Annotated in this window: 13 protein-coding genes; 7 read left to right on the top strand and 6 right to left on the bottom strand. The window is 72.6% G+C overall.

What is annotated here, in order from left to right:
- Window positions 1–12: 12 nt before the first annotated feature.
- From ACQEVJ_RS17880 to ACQEVJ_RS17860, 5 genes are read right to left on the bottom strand one after another with little or no spacing between them, the layout of a single operon-like run.
- Complete coding sequence (locus ACQEVJ_RS17880) at window positions 13–1,782, bottom strand: condensation domain-containing protein (protein WP_433102329.1); 1,770 nt, start codon at window positions 1,780–1,782, stop codon at window positions 13–15.
- Complete coding sequence (locus ACQEVJ_RS17875; protein ID WP_433102327.1) at window positions 1,779–2,012, bottom strand: phosphopantetheine-binding protein; 234 nt, start codon at window positions 2,010–2,012, stop codon at window positions 1,779–1,781. Before ACQEVJ_RS17875 ends, ACQEVJ_RS17880 begins: the two co-directional genes overlap by 4 nt.
- Window positions 2,006–3,577, bottom strand: a complete 1,572-nt coding sequence (locus ACQEVJ_RS17870; RefSeq protein ID WP_433102325.1) for a condensation domain-containing protein — start codon at window positions 3,575–3,577, stop codon at window positions 2,006–2,008. Before ACQEVJ_RS17870 ends, ACQEVJ_RS17875 begins: the two co-directional genes overlap by 7 nt.
- Window position 3,578: 1 nt before the next feature.
- Window positions 3,579–5,204, bottom strand: a complete 1,626-nt coding sequence (locus ACQEVJ_RS17865) for a class I adenylate-forming enzyme family protein (RefSeq protein ID WP_433102323.1) — start codon at window positions 5,202–5,204, stop codon at window positions 3,579–3,581.
- Window positions 5,201–10,861 (bottom strand): amino acid adenylation domain-containing protein, encoded by a 5,661-nt coding sequence (locus ACQEVJ_RS17860; RefSeq protein ID WP_433102321.1) that lies wholly within the window; start codon window positions 10,859–10,861, stop codon window positions 5,201–5,203. Before ACQEVJ_RS17860 ends, ACQEVJ_RS17865 begins: the two co-directional genes overlap by 4 nt.
- 501 nt (window positions 10,862–11,362) lie before the next feature.
- Between ACQEVJ_RS17860 and ACQEVJ_RS17855 the strand changes: the two genes are divergently transcribed.
- The 6 genes from ACQEVJ_RS17855 (at window position 11,363) to ACQEVJ_RS17830 (ending at window position 18,347) form a co-directional block, all read left to right on the top strand.
- Window positions 11,363–12,286, top strand: coding sequence for a thiamine pyrophosphate-dependent dehydrogenase E1 component subunit alpha (locus ACQEVJ_RS17855; RefSeq protein WP_433102319.1), 924 nt, complete (start codon window positions 11,363–11,365; stop codon window positions 12,284–12,286).
- On the top strand, window positions 12,283–13,260 hold the full coding sequence (locus ACQEVJ_RS17850) for an alpha-ketoacid dehydrogenase subunit beta (protein ID WP_433102317.1): 978 nt from the start codon (window positions 12,283–12,285) through the stop codon (window positions 13,258–13,260). The genes ACQEVJ_RS17855 and ACQEVJ_RS17850 overlap by 4 nt, the downstream gene beginning before the upstream one ends.
- Window positions 13,257–14,489: a 2-oxo acid dehydrogenase subunit E2 gene (locus tag ACQEVJ_RS17845; protein ID WP_433102315.1), complete on the top strand. Its 1,233-nt coding sequence runs from the start codon at window positions 13,257–13,259 to the stop codon at window positions 14,487–14,489. The genes ACQEVJ_RS17850 and ACQEVJ_RS17845 overlap by 4 nt, the downstream gene beginning before the upstream one ends.
- 4 nt (window positions 14,490–14,493) lie before the next feature.
- Window positions 14,494–15,816 (top strand): GH1 family beta-glucosidase, encoded by a 1,323-nt coding sequence (locus ACQEVJ_RS17840; protein ID WP_433102313.1) that lies wholly within the window; start codon window positions 14,494–14,496, stop codon window positions 15,814–15,816.
- Between the two features lie 605 nt (window positions 15,817–16,421).
- A complete protein-coding gene (locus tag ACQEVJ_RS17835; RefSeq protein ID WP_433102311.1) occupies window positions 16,422–17,318 on the top strand; it encodes an aldose 1-epimerase family protein in 897 nt (298 codons plus the stop codon).
- Window positions 17,319–18,347 carry a phosphotransferase family protein gene (locus tag ACQEVJ_RS17830; protein ID WP_433102309.1) on the top strand — a complete coding sequence of 343 codons (1,029 nt, stop codon included), beginning with the start codon at window positions 17,319–17,321 and terminating at the stop codon, window positions 18,345–18,347.
- Window positions 18,348–18,370: 23 nt separating this feature from the next.
- Here ACQEVJ_RS17830 and ACQEVJ_RS17825 read toward each other — a convergent pair whose 3' ends face one another.
- Window positions 18,371–18,538: a hypothetical protein gene (locus ACQEVJ_RS17825; RefSeq protein ID WP_161627906.1), complete on the bottom strand. Its 168-nt coding sequence runs from the start codon at window positions 18,536–18,538 to the stop codon at window positions 18,371–18,373.
- Between the two features lie 119 nt (window positions 18,539–18,657).
- Here ACQEVJ_RS17825 and ACQEVJ_RS17820 point away from each other — a divergent pair, with 119 nt between their 5' ends.
- Window positions 18,658–19,905 (top strand): FAD-dependent oxidoreductase, encoded by a 1,248-nt coding sequence (locus ACQEVJ_RS17820; RefSeq protein ID WP_433102307.1) that lies wholly within the window; start codon window positions 18,658–18,660, stop codon window positions 19,903–19,905.
- Window positions 19,906–19,916: the final 11 nt, after the last annotated feature.

Below are 19,916 nucleotides of genomic sequence, written 5' to 3'. Positions count from 1 at the left end.
GAGTCGGTCATGTCACCTTCCCAAGAGGGTCATTGCGGAAGACGGGGCCCGGCCGCAGCCCTCGATCAGGCGGGGACAGGCGGGCCAGCCTGCGGGGCCGTCCGGCGGCGCCGCGCACAGGACGTAGTGATGGGGGGCGAGCACGTCGGTCCGGCCGGCCGCGGCGCGCAGCACGGCGGTGTGGACGGCCTCGGGCGTGTCCAGCCCAGGACGCGGGACGAGATACCCGGTGAGCCGGGCCGCCGCGTCGTCTCCGGCGTCCTCCACCACGACCGCGGCCAGGCCGGTCCCGCACACCCGGCGCAGCAGCGCCTCGGTCTCCGGCAGGTCCACCCAGTCGTGGCCGATCGCCGTCCACCCGGCGGGGCGCCGCACCTGGTCCAGCCCCGCGACCTTCGCGACCCGGTCCAGCGGCACCTCCTCCGAGACCGCCCGGACCAGCAACTCCTCCAGGCCGGTGAGCATCCGCCGTGCGACGTCTCCGGGCAGGAAGGCCGTGTCCACCAGCACGTAGAACTCGCAGGTGGACGGGGCCGGGCCGGTGGCGAAGAAGATCTTCGCCTTGACCTTCGAGTAGGCGCCGACGAAGAACGTCCTGGTCCGGCCCCGGAGTGCGGCGAGTGCCGCGGCGTCCCCGGGATCGACCGGCGGCAGGCCCTGCCAGCGGCCCGCCTGCCTGACGTCGTTGAAGAACGCGTCCAGGTCGATGTCGGCGCCGCGGTCCCACGCCTCCGCTTCCCACGCGGCCAGCACGAGCGCGGGGTCGTAGTGCCCGTTCCGGTAGGTCGCCATGGTCCTTCGGTGTCCGTGCCGCAGCGCGTCGGCGAACGTGCCGGCCCCCAGGTCGATGACGCACAGCCCGTCCTGCGCGGCGGGCCCGGCCATCGCCTCCGTCCCGGGGTGGTGCCGGTTCGACACGATGAGCTGGAGCGCGGCCGTGCCGTGCCCCGTCACGGCGGCCAGCAGCGCGGCGCTCGCGACCGTGAGCACGCTGGAGGTCGTGACGCCGTGCCGGGCGGCGAGCGCCTCGGCGGCGACGGCCGCAGCCGGGGAGTCCATCCCGTGACGGACGAAGCGCGGCTCCTCCGGCTCCCGGACGGGGAAGTCGAACATCGAACGCGGGGCGGACGCCAGACCCGTCCGCCAGTGCCGCAACGCCTGTCCGCCGGGCGGCGGGTCCGATTGCTCGAAGGCCGCCTGGTCGAGCGGCTGCCAGTCCGGGTCGGGCAGGTCCTCCCCCGCGACCAGCCGCGGCCACTCCGCGGCCACCATGTTCAGCGACCAGCCGTCGAGCGCGAGATGCGACAGCGCGAGCGCCAGCGCGCGCGGCCGGCCCCTCTGGCAGACCACCGCGCACCGGATCGGCAGCTCGGCCGCGTAGTCGAACCCGGTCGCGGCCAGCTCGGCGGCCAGCGCCTTGGCCGCGCTCATCGGCTTGGCCGCCGCCTCGTACACGCCGACCGTGAGCCGGCCCTCCCGGCTCACCCGCTGGCCGGTGACCGCCCCGTCCCTGACGTACGCCGTGCGCAGCGTCTCGTGCCGCTCGACGAGACGGCCCACGGCCCGCAGCACGGCGTCCAGGCCGGACGCGCCGGTCACCGGCAGGGTCCAGGACAGGTTGAAGTAGGGGTCGCCGTCGTCCAGCCACTGGGTGGAGCGCCAGATCCCCTGCTGGCCCCAGGTCAGCGCGGCCTGCCCGCCCCGCGTGCCGCGGAACTCCACGATGCGCGGCGGCAGCGCCGTGAGAGCGGCGACCTGCGCCGCCGGCGGGCTCGCGGTCACTTCCGCTGCCCCGCGATGTGCTCGACCAGGCCGTCGAGCGTGTCGAGGTAGCCGCCGTCCAGGTCGACGTCACAGTCGAACTCGGTCTCCAGCAGGTCGATCAGCCGGAGGTAGGCGATCGAGGTGAGGCCGAGCGCGGGCAGGCTGCAGTCCGCCGCCAGGACGTCGGCGGCGGCCAGCTCGCCGCCGCTCGCCTTCGACACCAGCTCGGCCACGTGCTCCCTCAGCATGCCTCCTCCCGCAGGCGGGCGACCTCCGCCGCGATCCCGGTGATCGTCGGCTCGTCGAAGAACACGTCGAAGGACAGCTCCACGTCCATCCGCTCGCGCACCTTCGCGATGATCTGGGTGATCGACAGCGAGTGCCCGCCGAGGTCGAACAGGTCCTCGTCCGGACCGATCTCCGGCATGCCGAGCACCTCGCGCCAGATCTCGCCCACCTCCACGAGGTAAGGCGCGGCGTCCGCCTCGCCGCCCCGCTGAGCGGCGGCCGGCTCGTCGGCCCGTGCGAAGGACGGCTCGACCACGCCGTCGACCACCGGGGACGGCAGCGGCAGATCGGCCACGTCGGCGTCGGGGGCCGCGGCCACCGCGCGCAGCAGGGCGAGCAGGTGCTCGGCGACGGTCTCGCAGCCGGAGCGGCTCAGGGCGAGCGGGTTGAACTGCAGCCGGGCCGCGACGCCGTCCGGCGCGTCCACCACCTGGAGGTGCAGCGTGCCGCGCACCGCCTGGTTGAACGACATCCAGTCCACCGACGCGGTCACACCGGCGAACTCCGGCGCGCTCCCATCACGCCTGCGGTAGCTGACCGAGACGGGCGTCAGCGCGGTGCGCGGGCTCACGCCGCCGACCGCGCGGGCGAGCGGCACCTGCCGGAACCGGTAGGCGGCCCGCAACTCCTCGCGTACGGAGTGGGCGAACTCGGCGAACCTCCCGCCCGGGGCGGGGACCGCCACCGGCAGCTCGTTCACGAACAGGCCGATGTGGCCCCGCGTCTCCTCGGTCCTGGTCGACAGGTCGACGGCCACCGCCGCGTCCTCGTTGCCGTACGCCGCGAGCAGGGTGTGCACGGCGGCGAGCACCAGCTCGAACCGGGTGACGCCCATCTTGTCCGCGGCGACGCCGAGATCGGCGGGAAGCGCGAAGTCGACGGCGTCGCCGGCCGCGGCGCGGGTCGAGACCCCGGACAGTCCGGGCAGCCGCAGGTCCTGCCGGTCCCGCCAGCGGTCGCGCCAGAACTCGGCGGCGTCGCCGAGCAGCTCGGCCACCCGGGCGTTCTCCCGCTCGACGGCCTCGCCGTACGCCAGGGGAAGGACCGGCGACGGCAGCCCGGCGTAGGCGTCGGCCAGGCCGCGCACCAGGATGTCCTTCGACATGCCGTCGAAGACGGCGTGGTGGGCGACGAAGACGAGCAGGTGCCGCTCCGGCGCGAGCCGGAACACCGTGAACCGGGCGGCCGGCCCGGTCCCCAGGTCAAGGGCGAGCGACGTCTCGCGGTCGACCAGCTCGCCGGGCTCACGCCCGGAGGCGTCCTCGGACCCGATCGGCGGCGGCACGGCGGCCGGCACCAGGCGCAGCACGCCGTCCCGCTCCTGCAGGGCCGCGGCCAGCTGGGGATGCGCGCGGACCACGTCGTGGCAGGCGGCCAGCAGCCGGTCCACGTCGAGGGGGCCGTCGAACCGGATGGCCAGCGGCATGTGGTACACCCGGCCCCCGCAGCCCATCCGCTCCGTTATCCACATGCCGTGCTGTGCGAGGGACGCCTGCTCCCCCTCGTCGATGAGCGTCGGTGACATCTCACTTGCCTTCCGTGCTGATCACGGAGTCGCCCAGCAGCGCGGGCAGCTCCTTCTTGATGACCTTGCCTGACTGGTTCCTGGGCAGGCTGTCGACCACGAGGACCCGTTCGGGCAGCTCGTGCCAGGCCAGCCGGTCCATCAGGAAGGCGCGCACCTCGCTTTCCGACAACCCGGGGCTTTCCGACAACCCGGGGCTTTCCGACGACGCGGGGCTTTCCGACAACCCGGGGCCCTCCGACGCCCCGGGCGACCTGGGCACGATCGCGGCGCCCAGCACGGAACCCAGCACCGGGTGCGGGAGCCCGAACACGGCCGCCTCCGCGACCCCCGGGTGCTCGTGAAGCGCGGCCTCCACCTGGAGCGTGGACACCTTGAACGCGCCGGTCTTGACCACGTCGCTCTCCCGGTCGACGAGGTAGAGGTAGCCGTCGGCGTCCACGTATCCGACGTCGCCCATGCGCACCCAGCCGTCGCGGAACGACCGGGCGCTGGCCTCGGCGTCGCCGTAGTAGGACCGGGTGGCGGTGGGCGACCGCATCCACACCTCGCCGGTCTCCCCGGGCGGAAGCGGGTCACCCTCCCCGTCGGTGATGCGCAGCGAGCCGCCGAACGCGGGCCGCCCCAGCGCGGCCGGCCGCGTCCGGTCGTAAATCATGATCGTTTGAGCGGGGGCGGCCTCGGTGGACGTGTAGTAGTTCGTCACGGTCGCGTTCGGGAAGGCCGTCGCCAGGCGTTCCGACAGGGCGGGCGGAAGCGCCGCCGCCGCCGACCCCAGCAGCACCACGCTGGACATGTCGTGCCGCTCGTGCAGCCCGGCGTTCAGCAGCTCGATCGCCATGGAGGGCACCAGGAACACGGTGCCGGGGCGGTAGGTCTCGATCAGCCGGGCGAACCGGCCGGGCGTGAACCTCGCCGGGGTCAGCACGGTCGGCCGGGCGTCCAGCGCGTTGATCAGCATGGTCTGGCCGGCGTTGGTGCCGATCGGGAAGGCGTGCAGCAGGTGCCGCGAGTGGGCGAACCTGCGGTGCTTGGGCTGCGTGACGCACCCGTAGGCCAGGTTGGCGTGGCTCGCGCCGACCCCCTTGGGCCGCCCGGTCGTGCCGGAGGTGTAGAGGATCTGCGCCAGGTCTCCGGGCCGCACCCGTGGTCCTTCCGGCGCCGCCCCGAAGCCGGCTTCCAGCTCCGCCGGGGTCGCGGTCCACGGCTCCACGGCCCCCTCCCCGGGCCCCGACACCGACCCCGGCCCCGCCGGCGCCGCGAGGTCCCGGCCGAGCAGCACCGCCGACGCCGCGCAGTGCTCGATCATGTAGCGCAGCTCGGCCGGCGCCAGCCGGTCCGACATCGGCACGGCCACCGCGCCCGCCTTGAGCACCCCGAAGAACGCCACGGCGAAGTCGATCCAGTCGCGGCTGCCGAAGTGCAGGGCCACCCGGTCGCCCGGGGCGACGCCCCGGTCCGCCAGCCCGGCGGCGAGCGCCGCCGACCTGCGGTCCCACTCGGCGAAGGTGAGCGTCCCCTGCCCCTCCACCATCATCGCGACGCCGTCGGGTTCCTGCCCTGCGCGCAGCCGCAGCAGCTCCGGCACGGTGAGCGCGGGCGTCCCCCGCGTCCTCGTCCCCGTCATGCGTGCTCCTTCTCGGGTTCGCGTGCCGTCCGTGTGTCCGCGGGTGTGTCCGCGGGTGTGTCCGCGGGTGCGTCCGTACGGTCGCCCGCGGCGTCCGCCGTACGGGCGGCCGCGATGCGTTCGGTCAGGGCCTGATAGCCGACGACGTCGTCCGGCAGGGCGTCGGGCACGTCGGCGTCGAACCTGCGCAGCACCCGGATCCGCAGCGCGACCAGCGCGATGACGGCGATCGCCACCCCGAAGCAGGCGTACATGAAGCCGATGCCGCGGCCGGGACCGGTGCCGAGCACCGCGCCCACCGTCCCGGCGAGCGGCCCGTCCGGGGCGAGCAGCGGCTCGAAGACCTGCGCGCCGTACGGCGCGACCAGGCCGAACCCGATCGGCAGGGTGGACCAGGCGATCAGCGTGTTCAGCGCGATGACCCGGCCGTGGAACCGCTGCGGCACCTTGACCTGGATGATCGTGGCGTAGACGCCGTTCAGCAGGGTGAGGCACAGCGACATGCCGAACGCGCCGACGGCGATCAGGAACAGGTCCGGGCTCAGCCCGGTCAGCAGGCAGAACACCGACAGGGCGAGCGTGGACAGCAGCACGCCGTACAACCGCCTGCGGCGCGGGCCGCCCCAGGCGGCCATGGCCAGGCCGCCGAGGAAGGCGCCGAGTCCGCCCGCGAACGACACCCGTCCGACCTCGGCCAGCGACGCGAACGACAGCACCAGCGGCGAGATCATCAGGAACAGCGGGGACAGGAAGACGTTCAGCACCGCGAAGTAGAACAGCATCGCGCGGAAGCCCCGGTGGCCCCAGGAATGGCGGATGCCGCCCATCATCTCGGCGAGCACGCCCTCCCGCCGCTTCCAGGCCATCGTCGCCGGGAAGCGGATCAGCGCGACGGTGAGCGTGGCGACGACGTAGCTGACCACGTCGATGACGAGGATGCCCTCCAGCCCGATCGCCGCGATCAGCCCGACCGCGATCAGCGGCACGATGAGCTGTGCGGTGCCGGTGGCCATCTGGACCACGCCGTTGGCGTGCCCGAGGAACCGTTTCGGCACGAGCTGCGGGATGGCCGAGCCGTACGCGAGCCGTTGGAAGGTGAGCGAGACGGACAGGCAGACCAGCAGCGGATAGATGTGCCAGACCTGCAGGTTGCCGGTCCAGAGCAGCAGCCCCAGCACGAGCTGGGTGCCGCCGGCGGCCGCGTCCCCGGCGATCATGACCTTGCGCCGGTCGAACCGGTCGACGATGGTGCCGGCCAGCGGGGCGACGAGCATGCCGGGCAGCAGGCCGAGCACGGAGAACAGCGCGAACCGGGCGAGCGACCCCGTCGTGAGGTAGATCCACAGCGGGATGGCGAACTCGGTCAGCGCGGAGCCGGTGATCGAGACGAGCTGGCCCGCCGCGACGACGAGGAAGCGCCGCATGCTGGGCGACGGGCCGACGCGCACCCGCGTGCCCGCCGCGCCGTCCGGCTCGTCCTGCTCCGCGCCCGCCCCGGCCTCGGCTTTTCCGGTCTCGGCCTCGGTTCCGGCCTCGGTTTCGGCCTCGGCGGACCGGCGCGAGACGCCCTGCAGCCACCAGGTGCTGCCGTCGTCCCGTTCCATCCCCTCGGTGCGCCCGGAGGCGAGGGCGGCATGGGTGCCGGTGACGATCTCGGCCAGCTCATCGCTGCGGTACCTCAGGAAGAAGTGCCCGGCCTCGTCGAGGACGACGCACGCCGTCTCGTCCGACAGGCAGTGCCACTCCTTGTAACGTTCCTGGTAGAACTCGGCCGCCGGGTCGCGTTCGCCGACCACGGCGATCACCGGAGCGTGCAGCGCCGGGCCGCCGCCCTCCTCGAAGATCCGCGTGAAGTACCGCTCGGCGGCGCGGGTGCCTTCGCGGCGGTTGTGCACGATCAGTTTGACCTGGTCCCGGCCGAGGTCCTCCACGTCGAGCCCGGCCGCGGTCAGGGCGTTGACCCGCTGCTGGTCGCTGGTCAGCTTCTCGAAGAAGGTGCCGAGCCAGTTCATGCCGCGGCCCGGCCGGGCGAAGGGGAACACGCCGCCGAGGTACAGCGCCTCCACGGTGCGGCCGTCCGCCTCCAGCCTCCGGGCCATCTCGGCGGACAGCATGACGCCGAGGCCGCAGTGGCCGTACAGCACGAGCGAGCCGCCGTTGCTGTCCATGATCTCGGAGATCTCGGCCACGCAGTCGAGCACGACCTCGTCGAACGGCCGCGCCTCCTCGCCCAGCTCGTGACCGGGCACGGCGACCGAGTAGAGCGCCCAGTCGTCCGGCAGCGCGTCCGCGAGCGGCTGGTAGACGACCGCGCTGCCCCCGCCGTACGGCACGCAGACCATGGTGGTGGCGGCGGCCCGGGCGGGGGTGAGCCGGTGCAGCAGGGATCGCGGCACGTCCCCCTCGGCCGTGAGCAGCCGGGCCAGCTCGCGGACGGTGCGGTGCTTGAACACATCGAGCACCGTGATCTGCCGGTCCGGATGCGCCTTGCGCAGCCGGGCGATGACCCGCATCGCCAGCAGCGAGTGGCCGCCCAGCGCGAAGAAGTCGTCGAGCGCCCCCACGCGCTCGACTTCCAGCACCTCCGCCCAGACGCGTGCCACGTCTTCCTCGGCGCCGGGCGCCGGGGCGACGTATTCGGCCGCCGCCACATCGGCCTCCGGCTCGGGCAGCCGCGAGCGGTCGACCTTGCCGTGCGACTTGAGCGGCAGCTCGTCCAGCCAGGCGTACCGCGAGGGGATCATGTACGCGGGCAGCCGGTCGGCCAGCCACGCGCGCACGGCCGCGGTGTCCGGTCGTGCGCCGTCCACGGCGTTTTCGGCGTTCCCGGCGGCGGGGGCGGGGACGAGGTAGGCGACGAGCTGCTCGCCGCGTGGCTCGACCACCGCCTGGGCGACCTCCGGATGGTCGGCCAGCACCGACTCGACCTCGCCGAGCTCGACCCGGTAGCCGCGGATCTTCACCTGCAGGTCGCGGCGGCCGAGGAATTCCAGGTCGCCCGAGCCGGACCACCGGCCGAGGTCCCCCGTGCGGTACATGCGCGACCCGGGCGGGCCGTACGGGTCGGGGAGGAACCGGTCGGCGGTCAGGCCGGGACGGTTCAGGTAGCCGCGGGCCAGCCGGTCGCCGCCGAGGTAGATCTCCCCCGGCACTCCGGCGGGAACCGGCCGCAGCCGCTCGTCCAGCACGTACGCCCGTGCCCCGGGCAGCGGCGAGCCGATCGGCAGGCTCACGCTCGCCTCGGCCGGGCCGTCGGGAGCGGGCAGCCGGGCGACGTCGTAGGTGGTCACGCCCACGGTGGCCTCGGTCGGCCCGTAGTGGTTGACGACCCGGCAGCGGCCCATCGCGGCGAGCTCGGCCGCCCAGCCGCGCGGGGCCGCCTCGCCGCCCAGCAGCAGCAGCTTCCTGGGCAGCAGGTCGTCCGGTCCTGCGTCGGCGAGCAGCGCGGCCAGATGCGACGGAGTGATCTTGAGGTAATCGATCCCGGTCCGCCGGAAGATCTCCGCCAGCTCGGGACCGGCGGTGCGCGAGGGCACCAGGTGCAGGGTGCCGCCGGTCATCAGGCACAGGTAGAAGACGGTGACGCCGAAGTCGAAGGCGAGGGACTGGAGCAGGGCGAACGACGAGCCGGGCTCCACGCCCAGCCGCTCGCGCACCCCGGCGAGGTAGACCATGACCTCGTGATGCTGCACCGCGACGCCCTTGGGCCGCCCGGTGGTGCCGGAGGTGTAGATCACGTACGCGAGGTCGCCCGGCGCCGTGGGTTCTCCGTCGGGCTCCCCACCGTGCTCTCCGCCGTGCTCCCCACCGCGCTCTCCGCCGTCGAGGTGCACGGCGGTGATCTCGTCCGGCAGCCGGTCGCGCAGGTCCGGGCTGGTCACGACGATCGTCGCCCCGGCGTCGGCCAGGACGTACTCGAGCCGGCCGCGCGGGTGCTCCGGGTCGAGCGGCAGGTAGGCCGCGCCCGCCTTGAGCACGCCGAGCACCGCGACCGCGAGCCCGGTGGACTGCTCCAGGCAGATCGCCACCCGGTCGTCGCGCCGCACGCCGAGCCCGCGCAGCCGCCGGGCGAGCCGGTCGGCCGCGGCGTCCAGCTCGGCGTACGTGAGAGCGTCGTCGCCGCAGACGACGGCGGTCGCGGACGGGGTGCGGGCCGCCTGCGCGGCGATCACCTCATGCGGCGCCGTCGCCCCGCCGAACGCGTCCGCCGGGGGTGCCTCGGCCTCGGGAGCCGCTCCGGCGAATCCGAGCACGCGATCGCGCTCCGCCGCCGGGATCAGCTCCAGGTCCGACACCCGCGCGTGGGGGTCGGCGACGATCGACCTGAGCAGGTTCTCGAAGCACTCCGCCAGGCGCGCGATCGTGGCCGGCCGGAACAGCTCGGTGCGGTAGGTGAAGTTGCCGCGCAGGCCGTCGCCCTGGTCCATCAGGTAGAGCGCGAGGTCGAACCGGCTGGCGGTCACCTCGAACGGGTACGCCGACATGGTCAGGCCCTGGGTGCGCAGCGGGGCCGACCGGTAGTTCTGCAGCGCGAACATCACCTGGAACACCGGCGACCTGCTCACGTCGCGCTCGACGCCGAGCTCGCCGACCAGCCGGTCGAAGGGCAGTTCCTGGTGCGTGTAGGCGTCCAGCGCCGTCTCGCGCACCCGGCCGAGCAGCTCGGTGAAGGCCGGGTCGCCGGACAGGTCGGCCCGCATCGGCAGCGAGTTGATGAAGAGCCCGACCACCCGCTCCAGCTCCGGCAGGTCGCGTCCCGACACGGGCGATCCCACCGCGAAGTCGTCCTGACCGGAGTAACGCGCGAGGAGCACCTGGAAGGCGGCGAGCAGCGTCATGTACAGCGTCGCGCCGTTCGCCCCGCCCAGCTCCGTGAGCGCGTCCACCAGCTCGCGGTCCAGCGCGAGCCCGTGGGCGGCGCCCGCCGAGCCCTGCTCCGGCGGGCGCGGCAGGTCGGTCGGCAGCTCCAGCGGCGCCAGCCCGGCCAGCCGCTCCCGCCAGTAACGGATGTCGTCCTCGTGGGTCCGTCCGCGCTCCCACAGGGCGTAGTCGCCGTACTGCACGGGCGGGGCGGCGAGACCGGCGTCGGTCCCGGTCCGGTACGCCTCGTGCAGGGCGAGCAGCTCCTCCATCACGATGTCGCAGGACCAGCCGTCGGTGACGGCGTGGTGCATGGTCAGGAGCAGCACGTGCTCGCGGGCGCCGAGCCGGACCAGGAGCAGCCGCAGCAGCGGGCCGGTCGCCAGGTCGAACGGCCGGCCCAGCTCCTCCTGGACGTCCTCCTGCACAGTGGCGGGGTCGTCGGACAGCCGCAGCTCGACCACGGGCTCGTCGTCCAGCACGATCTCCGGCGTCCCGTCGTCGGTGGTGACGAACCGGGTGCGCAGGCTCTCGTGGCGCCGGGCCACCTCGGTGAGGGCGCGCTCCAGGGCCGCGTCGTCGATCTCACCGCCGTCCATCCGGACGGCGAAGGCGACGGTGTAGGCGGTGGTGCCCGGGGCGTACTGCTCCAGGAACCACAGGCGCTCCTGCGCGTGCGAAAGCGGCGGGTGGGTGCCGACCGGCCGCGGCGGCACGGTTACCCTCGCGGCTTTCCCGGCCTTGAGCCGCTGCGCCAGCAGCGCCTGCTTGGCCGGTGAGAGGCCGGTCCGGGTCACGACGCCGGCACCTCGGTTGAAATTTGCATTAAGAACATGGCATTCCTCTGTGCGCTCTGCGCCCCGGTACGCCGGCGATGCGAAGACGCGGGCGACCAACGATCCGGCGGCGCTGGAATCACCGCCGGTGAGCTTCCTGCCTGGTGCCTGGCGCGGCGCGATCCACTGCCGCTCGCGCCGGTAACCCCCCATTTCGGACGCGTTGGTGGGAACGCTCCCACGGCAGTGGAGGCTAGGGATCGCGCCTTTCGTTCGTCAAGTGTCATGGAAGTTTCTGTCCGTTATTAGCCCCAAGGCGGGGAATGTGAAGATATTGCCGCAGATCACGGACAATGCGGTCACAATCTCCCAAATTCCTCGTATTGCCAAGGATGTTGACAGCGGTCCTTACCGCACCTACGCTCCGTGGGAGCGCTCCCAGAATGGGTGCTCCTGTCCCTGGCAGCGGGGCCCGGCGTCGAGCGCGCCCTCGACCAGAGACGCACCAGGAGCGGACCACCTGTGATCGTCACCGCTGCACCGTCCCGGAGCCCGCGGCATACCCTCAACGACGGGGATCTCCGCTCACTCCTCCTCATCCGGCACTTCGAACACACCCTGCTCCGCCTGTTCGAGCAGGGCGTGCTGAGCGGCACCACCCACACCTGCCTCGGGCAGGAGTACATCCCGGTCGCGCTGTCGGCCCTGCTCAGGGACGACGACTTCGTGTTCAGCAACCACCGGGGGCACGGCCACTTCCTCGCCCGCCATCCCGACCCGCACGGACTGCTCGCCGAGATCATGGGGCGGGAGGGCGCGCTGTGCGGGGGCGTCGGCGGCAGCCAGCACATCTACCACCGCCGTTTCCTGTCCACCGGGGTGCAGGGCGAGAGCCTGCCCGTGGCGACCGGGGTGGCCCTGAAACTGGCCGGCACGGGAGCGCTGGCCTGTGCGTACATCGGCGACGGCACCTGGGGCGAGGGCGCCGTCTACGAAGCGCTGAACATGGCGTCCCTCTGGCGGGTGCCGCTCCTGGTCGTGGTCGAGCACAACGGCATCGCCCAGTCGACCCCCACGTCCGCGCAGATGGCCGGCACGATCGCCGCCCGGGCGGCGGCCTTCGGCGTCCGCCACCACCACATCGCGTCCGCCGACCTCGGCGAGATCAGGGCGGCCCTCGCCCCGCTGGTCGACGCCGTACGGGCCGAGCCGTCCCCGCTGGTCGTCGAGTTCGCGACGCACCGCCTCGGACCGCACAGCAAGGGCGACGACACCCGCCCGCCGGAGGAGATCCGCCGGGTCCGGGAGTCCGACTGGTACGACCGGTACGCCGAGGCCGATCCCGAGCGGTTCGCCCGGATCGACCGGGAGCAGCGGGAGCTCGTCGAGCGGGTGGTCGCCGAGGTCTCCGCCCGCCCCCACACCCGGCCGGGGGTGCCGGCGTGACCAGGGTCTCCGAACACCTCAACCAGGCGCTGCACGATCTCATGGAGTCCGACCCCTCGGTCCACCTGCTCGGCGAGGACGTCAGCGACCCGTACGGCGGCGCGTTCAAGGTCACCCGGGGACTGTCCGGCCGGTTCGGCTCCCGGGTGAGGTCCACGCCGCTCAGCGAGGGCGCGATCGCCGGGGTCGGGGCCGGGCTGGCCCTGGCCGGCGACAAGGCCATCGTCGAGATCATGTTCTCCGACTTCGTGGCGCTGGCGTTCGACCAGATCACGAACTTCGCCGCCAAGTCCACCTCCATGTACGGCAGGCCCGTGCCGGTGCCGCTCGTGGTGCGCTGCCCCACGGGCGGCAACCGCGGCTACGGCCCGACCCACAGCCAGAACCCGCAGAAGCACTTCATCGGTGTGCCGGGGCTGTCCCTGTTCGAGATGACGCCGTTCCACGACGCGGGCGAGCTGTTCGCCCGGATGTTCGATCTGGCGCGGCCCTGCCTGTTCTTCGAGGACAAGGTCCTGTACACGCGGCAGATGCACGTCACGGACGACCTGTTCCGGTTCGAGCTGGTGGACGACGTGGCGCGGGTGTACCTCGACGGCGCGGGCCGGCCCGACTGCACGCTGGTCACCCATGGCGGGCTCGTCCACCGGACGCTCGACGCCATGAAGACGCTGCTGCTGGAGGACGACCTGGTCTGCGAGCTGCTGGTGCCCGCCCAGCTCTACCCCGTGCCCCATCTGCCGGGGCTGGAGGACGCGCCCCACGTCTGCGTCGTCGACGACGGGACAGCGGGCGGCACCTGGGCGGCCGAGGTGGCCACGGTGCTCTACCCGCGCCTGTGGGGCCGCCTGCGCCGCCCGATCACACTGGTCAACTCGGCGGACGGGGTGATCCCGGCCGCCCCCCATCTGGAACGCGAGGTGCTCGTGCAGGCCGACAGCATCCGGGCCGCGGTTAGGGAGGCGCTGTCGTGACCGACTTCCGGGTGCCCAAGCTCAACAACAACGACACGGCGTACGTCCTGGTCGAGTGGCTGGCCGAGGACGGGCAGGCGGTGCGGGACGGCGATCCGATCGTGCTGCTGGAGACGTCCAAGGCGACCGAGGAGGTCGAGGCTCCGGAGCCCGGCGTCCTGCGGCGGCTGCTCGCCGAGGGGGCCGAATGCGAGCCGGGGCAGGTGATCGCCCGCCTGCTCGGGTCCGCGGACGAGGCGGCCCAGGAGGCCGTGGACGAGCCAGCCGGGGAGGCCGCCGACGAGAACCCACAGAGGCCGGACGCCCCGGCGCCGACCGGCGACGGCTCCGGCGTCGTCGTCACGGGGCCCGCGCGCGAGCTGATCGAGGCGCACGGCATCGCCATGGAGCGGGTGTACGCCCTGGGCCGCAAGGTGATCAGGCGCACCGACGTCGAGGAACTGCTCGGCGGGGACACCGCGGGTGCGGACGGGAACGACCGGGTCGGCACGCCGAGCCCGGGGGTGGACGACGCCCCGGCCGGCGCGGGCGGGGACGACGACGCGCAGTGGATCACTCTGTCGCGGGCGCAGCAGCGGACGGCCGAGGTCGTCGAGCGGTCCCGGCGCGAGATCCCGGCGGCCTTCACGGCGATGACGGTCGACGTGACCGAGGTCCTGTCGCTCGCCCGCGACCTCACCCGCCGGCTGCGCGCCCTGGTCGGCGTGCCCGAGATGGTGGTGAAGGCGGCAGGCGGGCTGCTCGACCGCTTCCCGATGTTCTTCGCGGAGCCCGGCCCCGGCCCGCGGGCCAGACGGGCCGCCACCGCCGACGTGGGCGTGACCGTCGACGTGGGCCGGGGGCTGTTCATCCCGGTCGTCCGCGACGCGGGCAACCGGCCGCTCGCCGAGATCGCCGGCGACCTGGCCGTCTTCCGCAAGACGGCGCTCACCGGGTCGTTCCGGGAACGCGACCTCCGGGGTGGCGCCATCACGCTGACCCTGCACACCCACGACGGCATCGTGTTCGCCGTCCCGATCGTCTTCCCCGGCCAGACCTGCGCGCTGTCGCTGACCGCGCCGCGCTCGGAGGTCGTCCAAGACGGCTCGGGCTTCGCCGTACGCAAGACCGCCACAATAGGCCTCGCATACGACCACCGTTTCATCAACGGCCGCGATGCCGCGGAGTTCCTCGGCGAACTCCGCACGGCGCTGGAATCACCCGCGCGTTTCCTCACCGAGAATGGATGAAGCCATGAACTCACCCGCACGGTTTCCGGCCGACTTCGTCTGGGGCGCGTCCACCGCGGCGTACCAGATCGAGGGCGCGACCACGGAGGACGGCCGCGGGCCCTCGGTGTGGGACACGTTCTGCGCGGTTCCCGGAAACGTACGCGACGGCGACAGCGGGGAGCAGGCCGCCGACCACTACCACCGCTACAACGAGGACCTCGACCTCATCGCCGATCTCGGCCTGGGCAGCTACCGCTTCTCCATCGCCTGGCCGCGGATCCAGCCGACCGGCTCGGGCAAGCCCAATCAGAAGGGCCTCGACTTCTACCGCCGGCTCGTGGACGGCCTGGCGGAACGCGGCGTCCGGCCGATGGCCACGCTCTTCCACTGGGACCTGCCGCAGGAACTGCAGGACCGAGGGGGCTGGGAGAACCGGGACACGGCCGCGCGCTTCGCCGAGTACGCCGAGATCTGCTTCGACGCCCTGGAGATCAGGGACTGGCTGACGATCAACGAGCCCAAGACCGTGGTCGACTGCGGATACCGTTTCGGCAGCCACGCGCCGGGCTTCAAGGACGACGGGCGCGCGTTCGTGGCCTGCCACCACCTGCTGCTCGCCCACGGCCTCGCCTCCCGGGTGCTGCACGAGCGGCACCCCGGGCGCCGTATCGGGCCCGCGCTCAACCTGCACCCCACCTACCCGGCCGACGACACGCCGGAGGCGCGCGAGGCGGCCCACCACCAGGACGGGCTGGAGAACCGGCTCTACCTCGACCCCGTCTTCAAGGGCCGCTACCCCGAGGACACGCTGCGCTGGATCTCCGAGCGCGGCCCGATGGCCGACCACATCCTCGACGGGGACCTCGACGTCATCAGCGAGCCCGTCGACGTCCTCGGCGTGCAGTACTACACCCCGATCTTCGTGGACGGCAAGGGCGAGCGGGTCTTCCTGCACGAGCGGGCCCAGGCCGAATGGCTGGAGATCTACCCCGAGGGCCTCCACGACATCCTCGTCCGGGTGCAGCGGGACTACCCCGGCGTGCCGATCGCCATCACCGAGAACGGCCTGGCCACCGTGGACGAGCCCGACGCCGAGGGCCGCGTCCGCGACGAGCGCCGGACGGCGTACCTGCGCGACCACCTGAGCGCGATGCACCGCGCCATGGAGGCCGGCGCGCAGGTCGAGAGCTACCACGTGTGGTCGCTGCTCGACAACTTCGAGTGGGCCGAGGGGTACAGCCAGCGGTTCGGCATCGTGTACGTGGACTACACGACGCAGGAGCGCACCCCCAAGGACAGCGCGCTCTGGTACCGCGACGTCGTGAAGAGCGGCGAACTGCGCTGACACCCGCCCGGGCCCGCACCGCCGGGTGAGCGGGTCCGGTAGACAGGTCCGCTGAGCAGACCCGCTGAGCAGACCCGGTGCACTTCGTGCCGCCGTCCGGGGGCTTCTCCCGGCGGCGCGCACCGCAGCCCGCATCACGGCCGGGCCGGCGACCGGGCGTGCGGGAAAGCCGGCCGTCACGGTGTGGCGGCCGGTCTGCCGCCGTGCCCCGCACCCGCACCCTCACCCTCACCCTCCGCCGGCCACTCCCCCGGCACGCTCTGTGTCGGGCTGGGCGCATTCGCGCGTCCGGACTCATTTTGCGCGGCGGCGCGATGACGGCCGCCCGGAGCTGCTGAAACTTTCAGCGCGAATTGGTGGGCGGTCGCCCATGCACGTGCATGCGAGGACCACTCCGCGGCAAATCGGTGACTTTATATCGATCTACGCGATAATCCTGAGAATAAGTTGACGCGTCCGCCAAAAAGACTTAGCTTTACTCGCGGTGGGAGCGCTCCCACAATCCTCCCACCCCGCTTGGATCAAGGGCGATGAGCTGGGATAAAGTCCCTGCATACCGTCAGATGACCCGCTTCTTGACGTCGCGTCAGCGAGAGGACTCCCCCGTGCCCGATTACACGATTGCCGGCGGCGGATACCAGGCCACGATCAGCGAGCGGGGCGGCGCGCTCCGGGCGTTGCTCCACGAGGGCCGCGACCTGGTGACGAGCTGGCCGGAAGGCGGGCCGGTCCCCTACTACAGCGGCACCATCCTGGCGCCGTGGCCCAACCGCGTGGTCGGCGGCACGTACGTCTTCGAGGGGCAGCGCCACCACCTGCCGGTGAACGAGCCCGACCGCGGCCACGCCCTGCACGGCCTCGTCGCCGGCCTCGACTGGAAGTGCGCCGAGCTGCTGTCGGTCGAGGACCACCACGGCCACGTACGGCTGACGCACGTCGTGGAGCCCACCGAGGGCTACCCGTACAGGATCGCCCTGGAGGTGCGGCACTCGGTGTCCGAGGAGGGCCTGTCGACCACGCTGACCGCGCAGAACGTGGGCGAGACGGCGGCGCCGTACGGCTGCGGGCCGCACCCGTGGCTGCTGGCCGGGCCGGACGTCACCGCCTACGAGCTCGGCCTGCCGGCCGGGCGGGTGCTGCTCACCGACGACCTGCTCGCCCCCACCGACCTGGCGGAGGTCGCGGGAACGCCGTACGACTTCAGGACGCCGCGCGTGATCGGGGACACCGCCGTCGACCACGCCTTCACGGGCGTGACGGAGGGGCGCGTGCGCGTGCTCGGGCCCGAGGGCGGGGTGGAGCTCACCTGGGACCCGGCGGTGATGCCGTGGGTCCAGATCTGCACCGGCACGGGGCTCGGCCACCGGGGGCTGGCCGTGGAGCCGATGACCTGCCCGCCCGACGCCTTCAACTCGGGCACGGATCTGATCGTTTTGCAGCCGGGGGACAAGCACGAGGCCACGTGGACCATCGCGGTCACCACTCCGTCATTGGAAGGCTGAATGGACAGCAGGACGAAAAGGCGGTTGTCCCCCGCCCAGCTCGACGAGATCATCCGCGACGCGCTGGGCTGCGGGGTGACCTCGTCCGAGGAGCTCACCGACGGCTTCGCGAACGCCGTGTGGCGGCTCGGCCTCGACGACGGGCGTCAGGTGGTGCTCAAGCTCGGGCCGCCGCCCGACCTGCGGTTGCTGACCTACGAGCGGCACCTGCTGCGCACCGAGGCGATGGTCTACCACCTCGCCCAGCCCGTGGGGCTGCCGATGCCCGCCCTGCTCCGGGCGTCGTTCGACGACCCGGCGCTGGGCGGCGACTACCTCATCCTGTCCGCGCTCGACGGGGTGCCGTGGAACCGGACGACGCTCGGCCCCGCGGAGGAGGGCGCGCTGCGGTTCGAGCTGGGCCGCCACCTCGCCCGCCTGCACGCCATCCCGGGCACGGGCGTCTTCGGCTACCCCTACGCCGGGCTGACCGGCCGGACGTGGCGGGAGGCGTTCCTCGTCATGATCGGCGCGCTGCTCGACGACGCGGTCTACTACAACACCCCGCTCCCCGCGACGATCCTGGAGATCGTCGGGCTCGTCCACATGAACGCGCACGTCCTCGACCAGGTCACCACCCCGTCGCTGGTGCATTTCGACATGTGGCCGGGCAACGTGTTCCTGAACGGGGACAAGCGCGTCCAGGCGCTCATCGACCACGAGAGGGCGTTCTGGGGCGACCCGCTCGCCGACTTCGTCACCCCCACCATCTTCGGTGAGCTGCGCGAGGACGATCCGATGGTCGCGGGCTACCGGCAGGAGGGCGGCCCGCTGACGCTGGACCACGCCGCCCGCGTCCGGATCACCCTCTACCGGGCCTACCTCTACCTGATCATGCTGGTGGAGGACGGCCCGCGGCAGTATCCGGAGGAGTCCTACGCCCCCACCCGGGACATCACCACGCGGTCACTGGTCGCCTGCCTGGACATGCTGCGCGCGGGGTATCTGGAGGGCGGGCGGCGTCAGCCCGGCCCCCACGCCACCGTCTGAGCGTCCTGGACCGGCGAAGGGGCCTAAGCCTCCAGCGTGAGGGACTGCGAGCCGCACCCGTTTCCGGTGTGCGGCTCGGAGTCGCCGGTCGCGGCGAGGGCCGCCGGCGCTCCGACGGTCAGCGACGCCACGAGGGACAGGACCATCGCCCCGGCCGCGACGCGGGGCAGGTGACTGACACGAGCACTCACAGCGCACTCCCGAAGGCCGACTCCATTGATCACAAAATAGCGGTCCCGCACCCGCTCCGGTAGACCCACATCTGGCGGCCCGGCCACCCGCGTGAGATGATTTCAGCGGGTGATGAATTATGGAGACGACATGTGTGATCGCGGGCGGCGGGCCCGCGGGGGCCATGCTCGCGCTGCTCCTGGCCCGCGCGGGCGTCGACGTCACGTTGCTGGAGAAGCACGGGGACTTCCTGCGCGACTTCCGCGGTGACACCATCCATCCCTCGACCCTCCAGGTCCTGGACGAGCTCGGCCTGGCCGAGGCGTTCCACCGGCTGCCACATCGCAAGGCGTACGAGATGTCCATACGGACCGACGACGGCCAGGTGCCCGTCGCCGACCTGCGGCGCCTGCCGGGGAAGTACCGTTACATCGCCTTCGTCCCGCAGTGGGACTTCCTCGACCTCCTCACCCGCGAGGCGAGCGCGTATCCCAACTTCCACCTCCTGATGAACGCCAAGGTCGTCGATCTCGTACGGCGCGACGGCGCGGTCCGCGGGGTGCGCTACCGCGACGAGCGGGGCGAGGAGCACGAGATACGGGCCGTGCTCACGGTCGCCGCCGACGGCCGGCACTCGGACGTGCGGCGGGCCGCCGGCCTGGCGCCGAGACGGTTCGGCGCGCCGATGGACGTCGTCTGGTTCCGGCTGCCGCGGGCGGAGGGCGACCCCGAGCAGCCGTTCCTCCGGGCGTCGGCCGGACGGCTCATGGTCGCCATCAACAGGGAGACGTACTGGCAGCTCGCCTACGCCATCCCGAAGGGCGGCTTCGCCGCGCTGGAGGCGAAGGGCGTCGACGAGTTGCGCCGCGAGGTGGAGCGGCTGCTGCCCTTCGTCGGCGACAGGACGTCGGAGCTGCGCGGGTTCGACGAGACCGGCGTGCTCAGCGTCGAGTTGAACCGGCTCACGCGCTGGCACCTGCCCGGGCTGCTGCTGATCGGCGACGCGGCCCACGCGATGTCGCCGGTCTTCGGCGTCGGGATCAACCTCGCGGTGCAGGACGCGGTCGCGGCCGCCAACATCGTCGGGCCGGCCCTGCTGCGCGGCCGGGCCCCCGCCGCGCTGCTCGCCAGGGTGGAGCGCCGCAGGAAGCTGCCCACGGTCGTCGTGCAGACCGCGCAGCGGCTGGTGCAGGAACGCCTTATCCGGCCGGCACTCGCCGGTCCCGTGGCGTCGATCCCCGATCTCACCCGCGTGCCGGTGGTGCGCTCGCTGCTGCCCCGGTTCATCGGGCTCGGCGTGCTGCCCGAGCACGTACGTCTTCCGCTGCGAGAAAAAAGATCTCAGCAAATGGACAGGAAGGGGCCCACACAGGACGTGGTGCAATAACCTTGGTTCCC

The sequence above is a fragment of the Microbispora sp. CA-102843 genome, from assembly GCF_050936215.1.
Lineage (GTDB): Bacteria > Actinomycetota > Actinomycetes > Streptosporangiales > Streptosporangiaceae > Microbispora.
Note: the sequence above shows the minus strand (reverse complement) of the source record. Positions and strands in the feature narration are given on the sequence as shown.